The following is a 14,605-nucleotide window of genomic DNA, read 5'->3' as shown; positions in this document are numbered from 1 at the left end:
ATGGCCGAAATCAAAGTAGGGATCATCATGGGAAGCCAGTCCGACTGGCCCACGATGAAGGAGGCCGCCACGATTCTGGACGAGCTGGGCGTCGCTTACGAGACCCGAATCGTCTCGGCCCACCGCACCCCCGACCGGCTGTGGGACTACGGCAGGACCGCAGCAGAACGCGGCCTGCATGTGATCATCGCAGGCGCCGGCGGGGCCGCCCATCTGCCGGGCATGATGGCCTCAAAGACCCGTATTCCGGTGGTCGGGGTGCCGGTCCAGACCCGCGCCCTCTCCGGGGTCGACAGTCTCTATTCCATTGTCCAGATGCCCAAGGGCTTTCCCGTCGCAACCATGGCCATCGGAGCGGCCGGAGCCGCCAATGCGGGCCTCATGGCTGCAGGCATCCTCGCCGTCAGCGATCCCGATCTGGCCCTGCGCCTCGACACCTGGCGCGCCGCCCTCGCCGCGTCCATCCCGGAGTCCCCATCCGATGACTGATCTCGCCCCGCCCCTGGCCCCCGGTGCCACCATCGGCATTCTCGGCGGCGGCCAACTGGGGCGCATGCTCTCGGTTGCGGCCTCCCGCCTCGGCTTTCGGACCCACATCTTTGACCCGTCGGTGGCCCCGCCCGCAGGCCATGTGGCCGATCAGGTCACCACCGCCGGATATGAGGACGAGGCCGCCCTGCGCGCCTTTGCCGCGAGCGTCGACATCATCACCTATGAGTTCGAGAATATCCCCACCAGCGCGCTGGATGTGCTCGAAGCGCTGAAACCGATCCGCCCCGGCCGCGAGGCGCTGCGGATCTCGCAGGACCGCCTGACCGAGAAAACCTTCCTGCAGGATCTCGGCCTCGCCACCGCCCCCTTTGCCGAGGTCAGCGACGCCGCCAGCTTGGACGCCGCGCTCGAACAGGTCGGCACGCCCTCGATCCTGAAGACCCGCCGGTTCGGCTATGACGGCAAGGGCCAGGCCCGGCTGATGACCCCCGACGAAGCCCCCGAGGCCCTCGCAGCCATGCAGGGCGCCCCCGCGCTTCTCGAAGGGTTCGTGGCCTTTTCCCATGAGGTCTCGGTGATTGCCGCCCGCAGTCTCGATGGCAAGGTCGCCTGCTACGACCCCGGTGAGAATGTCCACCTCGAAGGCATCCTGCATACCACGACGGTGCCCGCCAACCTCAATACCGGACAGAGCATGGATGCGGTGTTGATGGCCGGCAAGATCCTGAACGCGCTGGACTATGTCGGAGTGCTTGGGGTCGAGATCTTTGTCACCGGCCACGGTCTGGTGGTCAATGAGATCGCGCCGCGCGTGCATAATTCCGGCCATTGGACGCAACAGGGCTGCGCGATCGATCAGTTCGAACAGCACATCCGCGCCATCGCCGGCTGGACGCTGGGGAACGGGCAGCGCTATGCGGATGTGGTGATGGAGAACCTCATCGGCGACGACATCGCGCGCCTTGGCGATCTGGCCCGCGAGCCCGATTGCGCCATTCACCTCTATGGCAAATCCGAAGCCAAGCCCGGGCGCAAGATGGGTCATGTGAACAGGCTGGTGCGCACAGAGGGCCGCGACGGCTGGTAGCGCGCGCCCGTTCTGTCGACCCGTCCGTTCGACCCGTCCGTTCGCGCCTGGCGGTTCGCCTCCTGTCCGTTCGCCGCAAGGCGGATGGACCGCGCCGCAAGGAGGGCCCGCAGGGCCTGACGCGCGGCGCACGCCCGCCCGCTGCAAGCGCATGCCTGCCCGCCGCAGGTGCCCCACCCTGGATCACATCCCTGCTCAGGCCAGAAACCGCGCCGCTGTCGCTCAGGCGAGAAACCGCGCCGCGACAGGGCCACTCATATAGCTCACCCGACCGCCCGACAGCGTGGCAGCCACCTGATCCTGCGCATCCAGAATCACCAGATCCGCACGTTGCCCCGTCCTCAGATCGCCCCGATCCGCAAGCCCCAGCACCCGGGCCGGGCCAGAGGACACCAGCCCCCAGGCGGCCTCCAACGGCACAACGCCGGTGCGCGCCAGCATCAACGCTGCCCGGCGCGGGCTCGGGTAGTGATAGTCTGACGCCAGCGCATCACACAGCCCCATCGCGATCAGCTCGATCGCCGAGGCATTGCCCTTGTGGGATCCCCCCCGCACCACATTGGGCGATCCGAGGATGATATCATCCCCCCCGGCCCGCGCGGCCTCTGCCGCCTCCGGGGTTTCGGGAAACTCGGAAATCGTCGCCCCCCGCGCCCGCCAGGCGGCACGGTCCGCCGCCGTCCGGTCATCGTGGCTGCCAAGGCGCACACCGGCCGCGCGCAGCTGCGCACAAAGCCCATCCAATGCCCCCGGCACCTCGCCCCGGCGCGCATGCAGCTCCAGCAACATCTCGAAATGCCGCTCTGGGTTGCGCCCGGCCTTCAGCGCCTGTCCGGTCAGACGCGGCGGCTTTTTCCCCTCCGCCAGCTTGTCATGCGGCAGATGATCGTTGAACACCACATAGGGCACGCCGCACTCCGCGATCTCCGCCGCCAGCCCCTCATAGGCCTCCAGCAGATGGATTTCGAACCGCAGCTGCGGCAGCAGATCGGTGACCAGTTGATGCCGCACCCCGGCGATCCCCGCAAACACCTGCCGGGCAAAGTCCGGCCCGCGCAAGCCCCCCTCCCAGGAACAGAACTGCGCCAGAACCCCGGTGGTGATGCCATTGGCGGCCAGTTCGGCCTCGGTGGCGCGGATCCCTTCCGCCATCTGCTTCATCGCCCCCCGGCGCGGGGCCACATGGCGCTCGAAGCCGTCACCGTGCAGATCGACAATACCCGGCAGGATGCGATAGCCGCGCAGGTCCACCTCACGGCCACCAGCCGCGTCCTGCAATACGCCCTCTGCAAGGCACAGCAGGCCCCCACGCTCCACCCCGCCGGGCCGCAGCACATCCGCACCGGTCAGCCGCAGTTCCACCCTTCCCCCGGCGTCCCGGTCTCTGTCCATTGTCGCTACTCCGCTCCGTTCAGTCCGCTGTCCCAATCCCGCCCCAACAGCCCGTCCAGCCACCCCAGCGAGGTGTCAAACCGCCCGGTTTCGAGGAATTGCACAACCTGAGCAATGACCCGCGGGTTGTTCATCATATAGGTATGCGTCACCGGCAGGATCAGCTGTGATGTCATGCCCTCGACCCGGGTGCTCTCGACCGAGACCTTGCCGTCGTCCTTGCCAGGGATCAGCGCCGAGAACACCGGGTTCAGCGATTGGCTGCCCGCGATGATGCCAACCGGGTAATCCACCGGCGGCAGGCGATTCGGCAGGCTGGACGGGCCGGTGCCCAGCTCCTGCCCCGCCGGTCCATGCAGCAGATCAAAGACCGCCCAGTCGCCCATTTCATCGACCAGCTCGCTGCCGCTGTTCGGCGGCGACAGCATCACCACCCGCCCCAGCGTCACCGGCCGCGTATGGGCCAGCCAGTATCGCACCAGAATGCCGCCCATGGAATGGGTCACCAGATGCACCGGCGTCTGGGTGCAGGCGTCAAAGGCCCGCGGCATCACCGCATTGGCCAGACGCTCCACCGTGTGTTCGGTGGACGGGTAGCCGGGGCGGACCACCTCGTAGCCGCGCGCCGTCAGCGCCTCTTCCATCAGCAGAAAAGAGGTCTCTGTCCGCGCCAGCCCGTGCAACAGGATAACACAGCCCGAGCCCGCCGCCGCCGCCATCGGCAACAGCGCAACGAGGATCGGGATCAGGAACCGGGCGAACGCAATAGATGTCATGGAGCAGCACATAAGCGCTGCATGCGGCCGCGAAAAGCCCCCGCGTATAGTCAGCTGCTGCGGATTTTGCGCGGCGGACACAGGATCACCACGGCAATCCCGCCCAGAACCGCCACCGTTCCCAACAGCAGCCGCGCGCCGACCGGCTCCCCCAGGATCACCGTGCCCGCCAGAATCGCGATCACCGGCACGCTCAGCTGCACCGTGGCTGCCACCGGGCCGGGGATCTGCGGCAGCACCCGATACCAAAGGGCATAGCCCAGCCCCGAGGTGCCCGCCCCCGACACCACCGCCAGCAGGCAGCCCAGCGGCGTCACCACCGCAGCGCCGCCGAACCACCAGACGGCCGGCAGGATCATCCCCGTCGCGAGGGCAAAATTCACCGCGCTTGCGGCGACCGGCCTCTGTGCGCCGCGGCCCACCAGGCTATAGATGCCCCAGCCCAGCCCGGCGGCCCCCATCCACAGCACCGCCCAGAGCGGGGCCTCCACCGCGCCGCCGGGCCAGACCACATAGGCCAGCCCGGACAGCGCCAGCGCCGCGCCCAGGATCTGCAGCGGCGCCGCCGGCTGACGGCGGATCAGCCCCCAGCCGAACATCGACACCTGCACGACCCCAAACAGCACCAGCGCCCCGAGCCCCGCGTCCAGCGCCACATAGGCCACCGAAAACCCCACCATATAGAGAGTCAGCGCCGCCCCCCCGGCCAGCGACCGCCGCCAGCTTTCGGCCAGAGGCTGCCTCTGCAGCAGGCACAACAGCCCCAGCATCACCGCCCCGGACGCCAGCCGCAGGAGGCCGAAACCGGTGGCATCCATATGCCCCGGACCAATCGCCCAGCGACCAAGGATGGAATTCGCCGCAAAGGCGATCATGACGACAACAGTGAGAGCAATCAGGCGCATAGGGTCTCTTCTTTGCGAATTCCGAGCCGCCTTTGCGTTGACATGAGGGCCAGGCAGCAGCCGCCAGACAGCAGGCCTGCCGCCCCAAGTCAAGGCACGACCCGTCACAACCGGGTGCGCGCTGCGGTCAGGGCCGCGCCAGCCCTGACCGCGCCCCTAGTAGAACGGCGGAGGATACCAATGCGGCGGCTCCACCCGCTCATAGGCGCAGGGCAAGCCGATATCGGCGCGAATATGGGCGCTCAGCCCGACGCCGACAGTGCCCAGCGGTTCGTCCCGCCTGCCCCGCCTGCCCCGCCTGTCCCGCGCTGCCCGGCGGATCGTCACCAGCCGCAGGGCGAGCCCCAGACGCCGGAGCAGGCTGAGATTGCGGAAATGCTCCTCGGCCACGAGACGGGCGAGAGCGGGATTGGCCAGAGCGGGATTGATCGGCAAGACGCCGGCTGTGGATGAAATCTGTGTCATATCGTTTGTCCGCCCGGCCTGGGCGGTCCCTTGTAATATGGATCGGAACGAACGACAGACGGGCGCCCCCGGGGTGGTCTGATGCGACCGGATGGAGGTCGGAAATCAAGGCCCCACCCGCAGGGCGCGAAACGCGACCGACACAGGTGAAAGCAGTCACCCGATCGCAAAAGAGGCGCAGGGGAACCAGTCTGTCAGGTTTGGAAAATGTGTATCAGCCGGAGCATGCACAGCAGGCAGGCCCCAAGCACGAGCGATCAGCGCTGCGACGGATCGGCAAGGTCGGTCGTCAGCCGGTAATGGCGTAAACCGGACCCGCGTTGAAGCAGCCTAGATATGAGATGCCTGCAGCAGGGCGCAGGGCCCCCGATTGCACCGCATCCACTCGTACGGCGACGGAGCGCATTGAATTCTGAAACTTGGTCATCTTTGCCTCCATCTACCCTTGGTTGAACACATAAATTTCGTAACACAGGGGTACAAAAAACCAGAAGAAAAAAATTGTGCCCATACAAAGCGGGCCGGTCCTAAGCCTGCCCCCCTGATCCGAGGACGCAACGGACTGCCCCGCCGGCGGGAAACCGGCGGAGCAATCGGACACATCAGACAGGTCCCCTCAGAGGGAACAGGCCAGTGTAAAGAACAGGTCAGTGTAAATCAGGCCGGTGTAAATCAGGCCACGATCTTGAATTTCTTGAACATCTTCGCCATCCCGCCGGCATTTGTATTCGCCGCCAAAGAACCCGGTTTTTCAAGCTTCATCAGCACCTTATAGGTCCGGATAATCATCGCATTATCGGTCAGCGCGACGGCCTGGGCAAACTCGAGCGCCGCCGCCTTGACCTTTGTGTCCTTGACGTTTTCAAAGCCACAGAGCAGCAGTTTCTTCGTGCTGACATCGACATTGGCAGCCGGATCGGCGGCCGGCGCGTCTGCCGTGGCAAGTTTCTGACGTTTCACCAGCGCCTTCACCAGGGTATTTGCATCGCACCCAAGGTTGTTATCCTGGATCACCAGGCGGCAATAGGCGGCGATTTTCTTCTTGTCCTGCGAGGTGATCGCCATCATCAACTGCTCAAGATCATAGGCGCTGCTTTTGACCCCGAGCCGTTTGGCCGCCTCTTTCGTATCCCCCATGACCGTGCGGGTGCGCTCGAACAGTTTGATCTTGTGATCTTCCGCGAAGGCCTTGCTGGCAAAATAGTCGGGCAGTTCCTTTTCGTTCATCCTGCGGGTGACCTGATTGGTCACTTTGGTGAGGATCGGCGGCCAGTTTTTGCCGTCATCTGCGCGCGCGCTCATCATCGCCTCCTGCATCATGGCGACGGTCATCTGGTCCACCCCGAACGGGTGCGATGCATTGGGGCCGAGGAATTTGTCGTAGGCCTTCAACCCGTTGGTCGGAGCCTCCATGAGGAAGGCGACCATATTGCGCAGCTCTCCGGCGCCCACGGCCGAGAGATAATCCTTGAGGAAGGGTTTGAATGCAATAACTTCATCAATTGTAGAAGGATAGGAAAGACCATCGATTTTCTGCGGCATGACTGGGACCTTGTTTCCGGAGTGACGGCGGTATTTCATCCGCCTCTCACATGGAAACACCCGGGGTGTCGATATTATTCACCAGGCTTGCCGAAAAGTTTTGCGCAAACCCTCAGGCCGCCACAAAACCCTCAGGCCATCACGCGGTTTCATGCTCAGCCGCAGCACTGTATGATTATGTATTCCGGAGTGCATTCGTTTTCGCGCGCCAATTCTGCAACTTTGGCAAGTTCTGACATCGGCAATTGCACCCGCACGCGCCGCATGCCGTCCGGCACGAGACCCCGATCCACGTAGCCTGCCTGCAGTTTTTCCTGCACCAAAACCCTGGCCGCATCCGAATAGCTGTTGCTGCGTCGCCTGTCCCGTCTCTCAAGAACCATGAGATGCGCGGGCTGCGGGAAGCGAACTTCGGTGCTTTTGCTGCTACTTTTACGACTCATCGCTGCTCTCATCCTTCTTATCTGTTTCGAGGTAGTGTCCCCAGTATTCCCTGACATCCTGACCAGCTGCGCGGGCAAGAAGACTGGACAGGACACGGGTCCGCTGATCCCGGTCCCGCGGCAACAATGGCATAATCAGCCGCAGGGTCTCTTCGTCAATTTTAACATCCTCCTTTTCAAGTGGCCGGATCGGTTCCGGGCGAGGCTGCATCGGAACCGGCTTGGGGTCACGCACCGGAACCTCTGCCGGATAGGACTCCAGTCTGAAGTAGGCCGCAAAATCCGTATCATCTTTATGCGTGGAGACAAAAACCTCTATGATGCGGGCAATTTTTCGCTGACGTTTGGCCCGGTTTTTGTAATTTGAGGTCCAGTCCAATTTATCTGCCCGCCAGACAATCCGGCTTTTATTCTCATTTCTCATATTCAAATCCGTCGCACTATTTCGTCCAATGCAAAAAAACTAAGGGGCAATTCCCGGCTCGCAAAAGGAAAATCTCTATAATTCGGCATATCTTCTTGATTTTCCGACGCCTGTCCGCCATATGTCATACCTGTGTCATAACGCACCCCCATCCCGCCGCTTGAGCGCGGCTCGCGCCGGGTGGGGGAGCAGAATCAAAGCCAGAACCAACGCCAGAACCAACGCCAGAACCAACGCCAGAACCAACGTCAGACTCAAAGAATGAAATCCGGAGAACGAAAATGAACGCGCAGGCAGCCGCAGAGACCCCCTCCCGCACAGATCAGGCGGCCCCCAAAGAACCGACGGAAGAGCGGATTTCCGTCCGAATTTCCCCCAAAACGCGTCAGTTGATGAATGAAATCAAAACGGCCTTTGGTTTCAAGACCGACGCCGATGTCATTCGCTATGCCCTCAGCACGCAGCATCGGATCGGCCAGTCGCTGCAGAGAAATGAGAGGATCTATGTCGGGGATCAAGACAACAACATTCTGTCGGAACTGGTTTTTGTCCACCAGTGATCGCCACGCCCCCGAACCCTGTGACCATTACGTCAGCGGCCTGCGCGGCTGTCAGACGCCGGACGGTCAGACGCCGGACGGTCAGATGGGTAACTGTCTGTTGCAGGACCGTCTGACGTGACGGGGTCCGGGGACGGCAGTGGCGACGACAGCATCCCCGGCGGCGCGGGTGACCGCATGCCGATGGGAGTAGGGAGCAAGTCCGGTGACACACCCGCCAGCTTCGCAGAAATCGACCTCACCGATCGGGCGCCTGCGGTAGAAATCGACCTGACCGATCCGGCGCCTGCGGTGACAGAGCGCGAAGTCGACGCGCGGATACGCGAAGGCGATGCGGATTTTCGCCGCAAATTCGCCCTGAGCATGCTGTCGCTGTTCAGCGCGATTATCCTGGTTGCATTCGCGACCTATATGGTCGCTGCATTCATTGAAATGACCGGTGAAGATCGCCCCATTGCGGCGGCCATGGTCACAGCCGTCAAAGACCTGTTCGGCATCGTCTTCAGCGGCGTCATCGGAATTTTCGGCACTGTTGTCGGCTTCTACTTCGGCAAGGCCGACAAATAACCCGCGGCCTTGCTATACTCGCCCGCCCTGCCGGTAGCCCCGCAGAGCTCGCCCTGTGTCAGTCCTGCTGACCGTTCGTCCATCAGCCCCGCTGGCTGGTCGTCCGTCAGGCCCGCCGTGGCCCCCAACCGCCCCGAAGACATCAGCCTCACCTGCATCAGCCTCACCTGCATCAGGTCATCAGGTCATCAGGCAGGACTTGCCGCCAGACAAAAAAAGAGCCGCGCGATGGCGGCTCTTTTCTCGATGTCACGCAAATGCGCGGGATGATTACATCATGCCGCCCATGCCGCCCATGTCGGGCATGCCGCCACCTGCAGGCGCGCCTTCTTTGGCGGGCTTGTCTGCAACCATGGCTTCGGTGGTGATCAGCAGGCCCGCGATGGAGGCTGCATCTTCCAGAGCGGTCCGGGTCACTTTGGCCGGATCGATCACGCCGAAGGAGAACATGTCGCCATATTCTTCGGTCTGTGCGTTGAAGCCAAAGTTCTTGTCTTCGGATTCACGGATCTTGCCTGCAACCACGGCGCCGTCGACGCCTGCGTTTTCAGCGATCTGACGCAGCGGCGCTTCGAGCGCACGACGCACGATGGCGATACCGGCGTTCTGATCGGCGTTGATGCCGGTCAGACCGTCGAGGGATTTGCCGGCCTGGATCAGAGCAACACCGCCACCGACGATCACGCCTTCCTGCACAGCAGCGCGGGTCGCGTTCAGAGCATCGTCCACACGGTCCTTGCGCTCTTTCACTTCGGTTTCGGTCATGCCACCGACGCGGATCACGGCAACACCGCCTGCCAGTTTGGCAACGCGTTCCTGCAGTTTCTCACGGTCGTAGTCAGAGGTGGTTTCTTCGATCTGGGCGCGGATCTGGGCAACACGTGCTTCGATCTCGGCTTTTTCGCCCGCACCGTCAACGATGGTGGTTTCGTCTTTGGTGATCTGGATCTTCTTGGCGGAGCCGAGCATGTCCATGGTCACGGACTCGAGCTTCATGCCGAGATCTTCGGAGATGACCTGGCCGCCGGTCAGGATCGCGATGTCCTGCAGCATGGCCTTGCGGCGATCGCCGAAGCCCGGTGCCTTGACGGCTGCGATTTTCAGGCCGCCGCGCAGTTTGTTGACAACCAGAGTTGCCAGCGCTTCGCCTTCGACGTCCTCTGCGATGATCAGCAGCGGTTTTTGCGACTGGATAACCTGCTCGAGCAGCGGAACCATCGGCTGCAGGGAGGAGAGTTTCTTCTCGTGCAGCAGGATGATGCAGTCTTCGAGTTCGGTGGTCATCTTGTCGGCGTTGGTCACGAAGTAGGGTGACAGGTAGCCACGGTCGAACTGCATGCCTTCGACAACATCGGTTTCTGTTTCCAGACCTTTGTTCTCTTCGACGGTGATGACGCCGTCGTTGCCGACTTTCTGCATCGCGTCCGCAATCTGGCGGCCGATTTCAGATTCGCCGTTGGCGGAGATGGTGCCAACCTGAGCAACTTCGTCAGAGTCCTTGACTTCACGCGCCATGGCTTTGATCGCGTCAACAACCGTGTTGGTTGCCAGATCGATGCCGCGCTTCAGATCCATCGGGTTCAGGCCCGCTGCAACCTGCTTCAGGCCTTCCTTGACGATGGACTGAGCCAGAACGGTGGCGGTGGTGGTGCCGTCGCCGGCTTCGTCATTGGTGCGGGAAGCAACTTCCTTCACCATCTGGGCGCCCATGTTCTCGAACTTGTCTTCCAGTTCGATTTCCTTCGCCACGGATACACCGTCTTTGGTGATGCGCGGGGAGCCGAAGGATTTTTCCAGAACCACGTTGCGGCCTTTGGGGCCGAGGGTCACTTTAACCGCGTCGGCGAGGATGTTCACGCCTTTGAGCATACGGTTGCGGGCATCGGTGTCGAATTTGACGTCCTTAGCAGCCATTTTTCATTCTCCTTGAGAATACAAACTTACAGTTGCGAGATTAAAGATGTGTCGGAGCGGTTGGCTCAGACGATCACACCCATGATGTCGCTCTCTTTCATCATCAGCAGCTCTTCGCCGTCGACGGTGACTTCGGTGCCGGACCACTTGCCGAACAGGATGGTGTCACCCTCGTTCACGGCCATCGCGATCAGCTCGCCGCTGTCTTTGCGGGCGCCTTCGCCACAGGCAACAACAACGCCCTCGGACGGTTTCTCTTTGGCGCTGTCGGGAATGATAAGACCACCGGAGGTCTTCTCTTCGCTTTCGGTACGGCGTACCAGTACGCGATCATGAAGCGGTTTCAATGCCATCTTTGCAGCTCCTCAAAAGGCTCAAAGTGTTTTATATTTCCCCACACCCTTCATGGGCCATGGAGACGTTAGCACTCACCTCAGTCGAGTGCTAACTGCGGAATAGTTAGGCAGTGCGAAATCCTGAGTCAACAACAATGGCTCGGAAATTCCGATGAATTTTTATGACAGCCCGCCGGTCTCCGGCTCATCCGCCTCATCCGCGCCCGACTCACCTGTTTCCGGCCCGCCTGTTTCCGGCCCGCCTGCTTCCGACCCGCCTGTGCTCGGCTCACCTGTGCGCGGCCCATCTCCGGCGCGGCCGGTCAGCCAGATGACATGGTCGGCTTCTCCGGCGGCGGTAATGCCATACGCACCTTTGCCGAGACGTTCGAACCAGCCGTAGTGGTTGGAATACATCACCTGTGTTGCCCGCGTGACCCCGGTCGAGCGGGCCACCTCAGCGCCTCGGGATGGCCCCGCCGACGCCAGGTAGGCCGCACAGGCCAGCGCGTCCTGCCGGTAGCCGGTCATCAGCCCGCCCCGCGTGGCGCCGCCAGTGTTGGGGTCTCCCTTGATGCGGTCAAATTCCCGCAGCAGCCGGGCGGCCTTTGATTTCGATTTGCGCGGCGTAAAGGGTCCGGGGTCGCAATGGACCTCGGCGCGCCCGTCGCTGCGCACGGTGATCAGCCCGAGACCCAGACGGCGGCACAGGCCGAGATTGTCCTTCAGCGCCCGCCGCGCCGTCTTGCCGCCGGGGCGCGGCACCGCGAGATAGACCAGATCCGTCACCGCCAGCCGCGCCACCGCCTGATGAAACAGCGCCAGGGAAAACCGCAGCTTCAGCTCGACCACCACCGGCGGCTCGCTGCCGCGACGGGCCACCACGTCGGCCGCGCCGACCTCGCCCTTGACGGTGTAGCCCTGCGACTCAAGCAGGGATTTGACCGGGGCATAAAGTTCCTGTTCGCGCTTCATGGTGGCCATGCTTGCCTCGCCCCGGCGGCAATGGCAATGTGGCGCAACAGGAAAAACAATCGAGCGGTGAACCATGACCGGACTATACACTCGCCTGCGCCGCCTCCGTGCCGCGCGGGCACTGGCCGGACCATCGCGCGCGGGCTCTGCCGGACAGGCGCCCGATCCCGGCCTGCAGTTTGGTCGGTGGATGGGTCAGCGGTTGGGATCGCAGGCGGGCCGGTGGATGGGGCTGCCGCTGGCGGAGCGGCTGAGCCGCCGGCTGGCAGTGGCCGCGGTCTGCGGTGCCTCTGCCGCCCTCACCGTCGCAGCGGGCCCCGCCGCAGCCGCCTGTAGCGGCACCGACCTGCGTCAGGACATTCCGCCCGCGCTGCAGGCCGAGATCGACGCCGAAATGGCCCGCACGCCCTTTGCCCATGGTCTGAGCTGGATTGCCACACGGGGCGCGCGCCGCCTGCACATCATCGGCACGATGCATCTGAACGACCCCCGCCATGGCCCGCTGGTCGCCCATATGACGCCCGCGATCGAGGCCGCCGATGCGCTGCTGGTCGAGGTCAACCAGGCCGACAAGCGCGTCATGGACAAGAGCCTCGCAGACCAGCCCGCGATGGTCTTCATCACCGAAGGCCCCACCCTGATCGACCGGATGCAGCCGCAGGACTGGGATCAGATCGCCGAGCTGGCCCGCAGCGCAGGCATCCCCCCCTTCATGGCCGCCAAGATGCGGCCGTGGTTCCTCGGCATGTCGCTGGCGGTGCCCCGCTGCGCGCGAACGAGCCCAGATGTGTCGGACGGGCTGGACATGCAGCTCTTGCGGGTGGCCGCCGATGCGGGGGTCCCTGCCCTGTCGCTTGAGGATCCGCTGAGCGTCTTCCGGACCCTCAACGCCGACCCGCTGGAAGATCAGATCGAAGAGCTGCGCAGCTATATCACGCTGATGCGGGTGGGACCGGATGAGTTCCACACCATGCTGGAGAGCTATTTCGAGGGCGAGATTCAGGCCTTTGCAACATTGCGGATCAGGCAGTATCTGGCCGCCGACCTGCCGATCCCGGTGGCCGAGCGGCAGGCCCAGATCGACGAGGCGATGGCCGCTTTGCTCTATGATCGCAACCGCGCCTGGATACCGGTCATCGAGGCCACGGCGGGAGATTTGCTCGTGGTGGCCGTCGGCGCCGCCCATCTGCCGGGCGAGGCCGGTCTGCTGGCGCTGCTGCAGGCGCAGGGCTATGTGATCGAAGAGGCCCCCCTGTGAGGGCTGTGGCGGCGGGCCTGCGCTCCCGTCTTGCCGGGCTGCGGACCGGCGGGTTTGGGGCTGGCGAGTTCGGGGCTGGCGGGGTCAGGACTGGCGGGGTCAGGACTGGCGCATTCAAGCCTGGCAGGCTATCGGCCGGAATACGGCTGGCCGCTGTGGCCTTTGCGCTGGCGCTGAGCCCCAGTCTGTCGGGCCTGTCTGGTCTGACAGATGCCGGCATGGCCATGGCGCGCTGCAGCGGGATCGACCTGCGCGACCACCTGACCGCCGAGGCCCGCACGCGGCTGGATGCCGAGATGGCAAAGATCCCCTTCAGTCGCGGCAATCATTGGATCGCGACCAAGGGCAACCGGCGGCTTCATGTCATCGGCACCCAGCACAGCGGCGACGCCCGCATGTTGTCCATGATGGGAGAGATCCGCCCGCTGATCCGGCAGGTGGATGCGGTTTTCCTGGAAGTCACAGAGCCGCAGATGCTGGCGGCCGACAGCGATCAGGAGGCCTTTGGCCGGTATTTTCTACTGCCCCCCGGTCAGCGCCTGGACCGGATGATGCCCGCCGCCGACTGGACCCAGCTGAGCGCCCGGCTCGCCCAGCTTGGCATTGCCCCCGGCACCGCCGCCCAGATGCAGCCGTGGTATCTGTCTGATTTCCTGACCGGCACCGACTGCCGCAAACGGGGGTTCGGCACCCGGCGCGGGCTGGATGACCGGATCGAACGGGTCGCGCGGCTCAATGGCATACCAGCCATGGGCCTTGAAAAACCGGAGGCCGGTCTGGCGGCGCTGGCGGCGATGCCGATGGCCGATCAGGTGCAGATGCTGCTGCTGGACCTCCGGAGCGAGACCCGCCACGCGGATCTCTATGTCACCCTGTCGGAATCCTATTTTGACGGGCGCCTCAGCGAGGGGCGCATCGTCATGAGCTGGATGATCTATCGCGATCTGCCGGTGCCGCGGCGTCAGGTGCAGCGGTTGCTGCGCAGTTTCGACCGGTCGGTTCTGGATCAGCGCAACCGGGCCTGGGTGAAGCATCTGGACGCGCGGCCTGAGCAGCGCCTTCTGGTGGCGGTCGGCGCAGCCCATCTGGCCGGTGACGCGGGCCTGCTGAACCTGCTGGCCGCGCGCGGCTATCAGCTGACGCCCCACACCGGGCGGTGACGTCGCCGCCCCTGGCCCGCCTCCCCCCGTATCACTCCTATCCCCCGTGTCCCCCCGTCAATACAGTCAGTTCAGTCAGTTCAGTCCGGGCAGTTTGGGCAGTCTGGCGGGCGCGGCCCGACGTCGGCGCTGAATGCACCGGCAGGCACTGGGAGGCACTGGGAGGCACCGGAATAATGCACTGGGGCTATGCAGTGCGGTCAATGCCGCATCCCGTATCGATCCGGGCCGCGCCCTGGTGCCTCTGGCGGGGTGACAAACCACACGCCGCTGGTATAACGCGCGGCAACAGACTCGTCAGACAGGATTG

The 14,605-nt window shown here is 63.8% G+C and carries 16 protein-coding genes and 1 pseudogene; 6 read left to right on the top strand and 11 right to left on the bottom strand.

Features of this window, described 5'->3' with window-relative positions; genetic code table 11:
• The gene (gene purE / locus FGE21_RS00660; RefSeq protein WP_139660791.1) at window positions 1-489 is read left to right on the top strand and encodes a 5-(carboxyamino)imidazole ribonucleotide mutase; all 489 of its coding nucleotides are present in this window, start codon (window positions 1-3) and stop codon (window positions 487-489) included.
• The gene (locus FGE21_RS00655; protein WP_139660789.1) at window positions 482-1,579 is read left to right on the top strand and encodes a 5-(carboxyamino)imidazole ribonucleotide synthase; all 1,098 of its coding nucleotides are present in this window, start codon (window positions 482-484) and stop codon (window positions 1,577-1,579) included. Before purE ends, FGE21_RS00655 begins: the two co-directional genes overlap by 8 nt.
• Before the next feature lie 222 nt (window positions 1,580-1,801).
• Here the strand turns inward: FGE21_RS00655 and FGE21_RS00650 are convergent, their stop codons facing one another.
• The 8 genes from FGE21_RS00650 to FGE21_RS00620 all read right to left on the bottom strand — a co-directional run bounded on the left by FGE21_RS00650 (window position 1,802) and on the right by FGE21_RS00620 (window position 7,526).
• Window positions 1,802-2,971, bottom strand: a complete 1,170-nt coding sequence (locus FGE21_RS00650) for an alpha-D-ribose 1-methylphosphonate 5-triphosphate diphosphatase (RefSeq protein ID WP_139660787.1) — start codon at window positions 2,969-2,971, stop codon at window positions 1,802-1,804.
• Window positions 2,972-2,976: 5 nt separating this feature from the next.
• Window positions 2,977-3,690: an alpha/beta fold hydrolase gene (locus FGE21_RS00645; protein WP_255731219.1), complete on the bottom strand. Its 714-nt coding sequence runs from the start codon at window positions 3,688-3,690 to the stop codon at window positions 2,977-2,979.
• 107 nt (window positions 3,691-3,797) lie between these two features.
• Window positions 3,798-4,652 (bottom strand): DMT family transporter, encoded by an 855-nt coding sequence (locus tag FGE21_RS00640; RefSeq protein ID WP_139660784.1) that lies wholly within the window; start codon window positions 4,650-4,652, stop codon window positions 3,798-3,800.
• 156 nt (window positions 4,653-4,808) lie between these two features.
• A complete protein-coding gene (locus tag FGE21_RS00635) occupies window positions 4,809-5,117 on the bottom strand; it encodes a hypothetical protein (RefSeq protein ID WP_139660782.1) in 309 nt (102 codons plus the stop codon).
• Window positions 5,118-5,406: 289 nt separating this feature from the next.
• The gene (locus tag FGE21_RS19990) at window positions 5,407-5,544 is read right to left on the bottom strand and encodes a hypothetical protein (RefSeq protein ID WP_176695334.1); all 138 of its coding nucleotides are present in this window, start codon (window positions 5,542-5,544) and stop codon (window positions 5,407-5,409) included.
• A gap of 245 nt (window positions 5,545-5,789) precedes the next feature.
• Entirely contained in the window at window positions 5,790-6,659 is an 870-nt protein-coding gene (locus FGE21_RS00630) for a hypothetical protein (protein WP_139660781.1), read from the bottom strand.
• Window positions 6,660-6,814: 155 nt separating this feature from the next.
• The gene (locus FGE21_RS00625; RefSeq protein WP_139660779.1) at window positions 6,815-7,102 is read right to left on the bottom strand and encodes a hypothetical protein; all 288 of its coding nucleotides are present in this window, start codon (window positions 7,100-7,102) and stop codon (window positions 6,815-6,817) included.
• The gene (locus FGE21_RS00620) at window positions 7,092-7,526 is read right to left on the bottom strand and encodes a hypothetical protein (protein WP_139660777.1); all 435 of its coding nucleotides are present in this window, start codon (window positions 7,524-7,526) and stop codon (window positions 7,092-7,094) included. Before FGE21_RS00620 ends, FGE21_RS00625 begins: the two co-directional genes overlap by 11 nt.
• 281 nt (window positions 7,527-7,807) lie before the next feature.
• On the opposite strand from FGE21_RS00620, the gene FGE21_RS00615 reads away from it, so the two are divergent.
• Together FGE21_RS00615 and FGE21_RS00610 are read left to right on the top strand one after the other, a co-directional pair.
• On the top strand, window positions 7,808-8,086 hold the full coding sequence (locus FGE21_RS00615) for a hypothetical protein (protein ID WP_139660776.1): 279 nt from the start codon (window positions 7,808-7,810) through the stop codon (window positions 8,084-8,086).
• 117 nt (window positions 8,087-8,203) lie between these two features.
• The gene (locus tag FGE21_RS00610) at window positions 8,204-8,653 is read left to right on the top strand and encodes a hypothetical protein (RefSeq protein ID WP_139660774.1); all 450 of its coding nucleotides are present in this window, start codon (window positions 8,204-8,206) and stop codon (window positions 8,651-8,653) included.
• A gap of 270 nt (window positions 8,654-8,923) precedes the next feature.
• Here FGE21_RS00610 and groL read toward each other — a convergent pair whose 3' ends face one another.
• The 3 genes and pseudogenes from groL to FGE21_RS00595 form a co-directional block, all read right to left on the bottom strand.
• Window positions 8,924-10,567: a chaperonin GroEL gene (gene groL / locus FGE21_RS00605; protein WP_139660772.1), complete on the bottom strand. Its 1,644-nt coding sequence runs from the start codon at window positions 10,565-10,567 to the stop codon at window positions 8,924-8,926.
• A gap of 65 nt (window positions 10,568-10,632) precedes the next feature.
• A complete protein-coding gene (locus FGE21_RS00600; RefSeq protein ID WP_139660771.1) occupies window positions 10,633-10,920 on the bottom strand; it encodes a co-chaperone GroES in 288 nt (95 codons plus the stop codon).
• A gap of 309 nt (window positions 10,921-11,229) precedes the next feature.
• Window positions 11,230-11,877, bottom strand: a pseudogene (locus FGE21_RS00595) (DUF2161 domain-containing phosphodiesterase); the annotation flags it as partial.
• 73 nt (window positions 11,878-11,950) lie between these two features.
• Here FGE21_RS00595 and FGE21_RS00590 point away from each other — a divergent pair.
• Together FGE21_RS00590 and FGE21_RS00585 are read left to right on the top strand one after the other, a co-directional pair.
• The gene (locus FGE21_RS00590; RefSeq protein ID WP_255731198.1) at window positions 11,951-13,135 is read left to right on the top strand and encodes a TraB/GumN family protein; all 1,185 of its coding nucleotides are present in this window, start codon (window positions 11,951-11,953) and stop codon (window positions 13,133-13,135) included.
• Window positions 13,132-14,295 (top strand): TraB/GumN family protein, encoded by a 1,164-nt coding sequence (locus FGE21_RS00585; RefSeq protein WP_255731197.1) that lies wholly within the window; start codon window positions 13,132-13,134, stop codon window positions 14,293-14,295. Before FGE21_RS00590 ends, FGE21_RS00585 begins: the two co-directional genes overlap by 4 nt.
• The last annotated feature ends 310 nt before the right edge of the window (window positions 14,296-14,605 follow it).

It is taken from the genome of Phaeobacter sp. B1627, from assembly GCF_006265095.1.
Classification (GTDB): Bacteria; Pseudomonadota; Alphaproteobacteria; order Rhodobacterales; family Rhodobacteraceae; genus Epibacterium.
The sequence above is the reverse complement of the archived record's forward strand: the minus strand, read 5'-3'. Positions and strand labels throughout refer to the sequence as shown.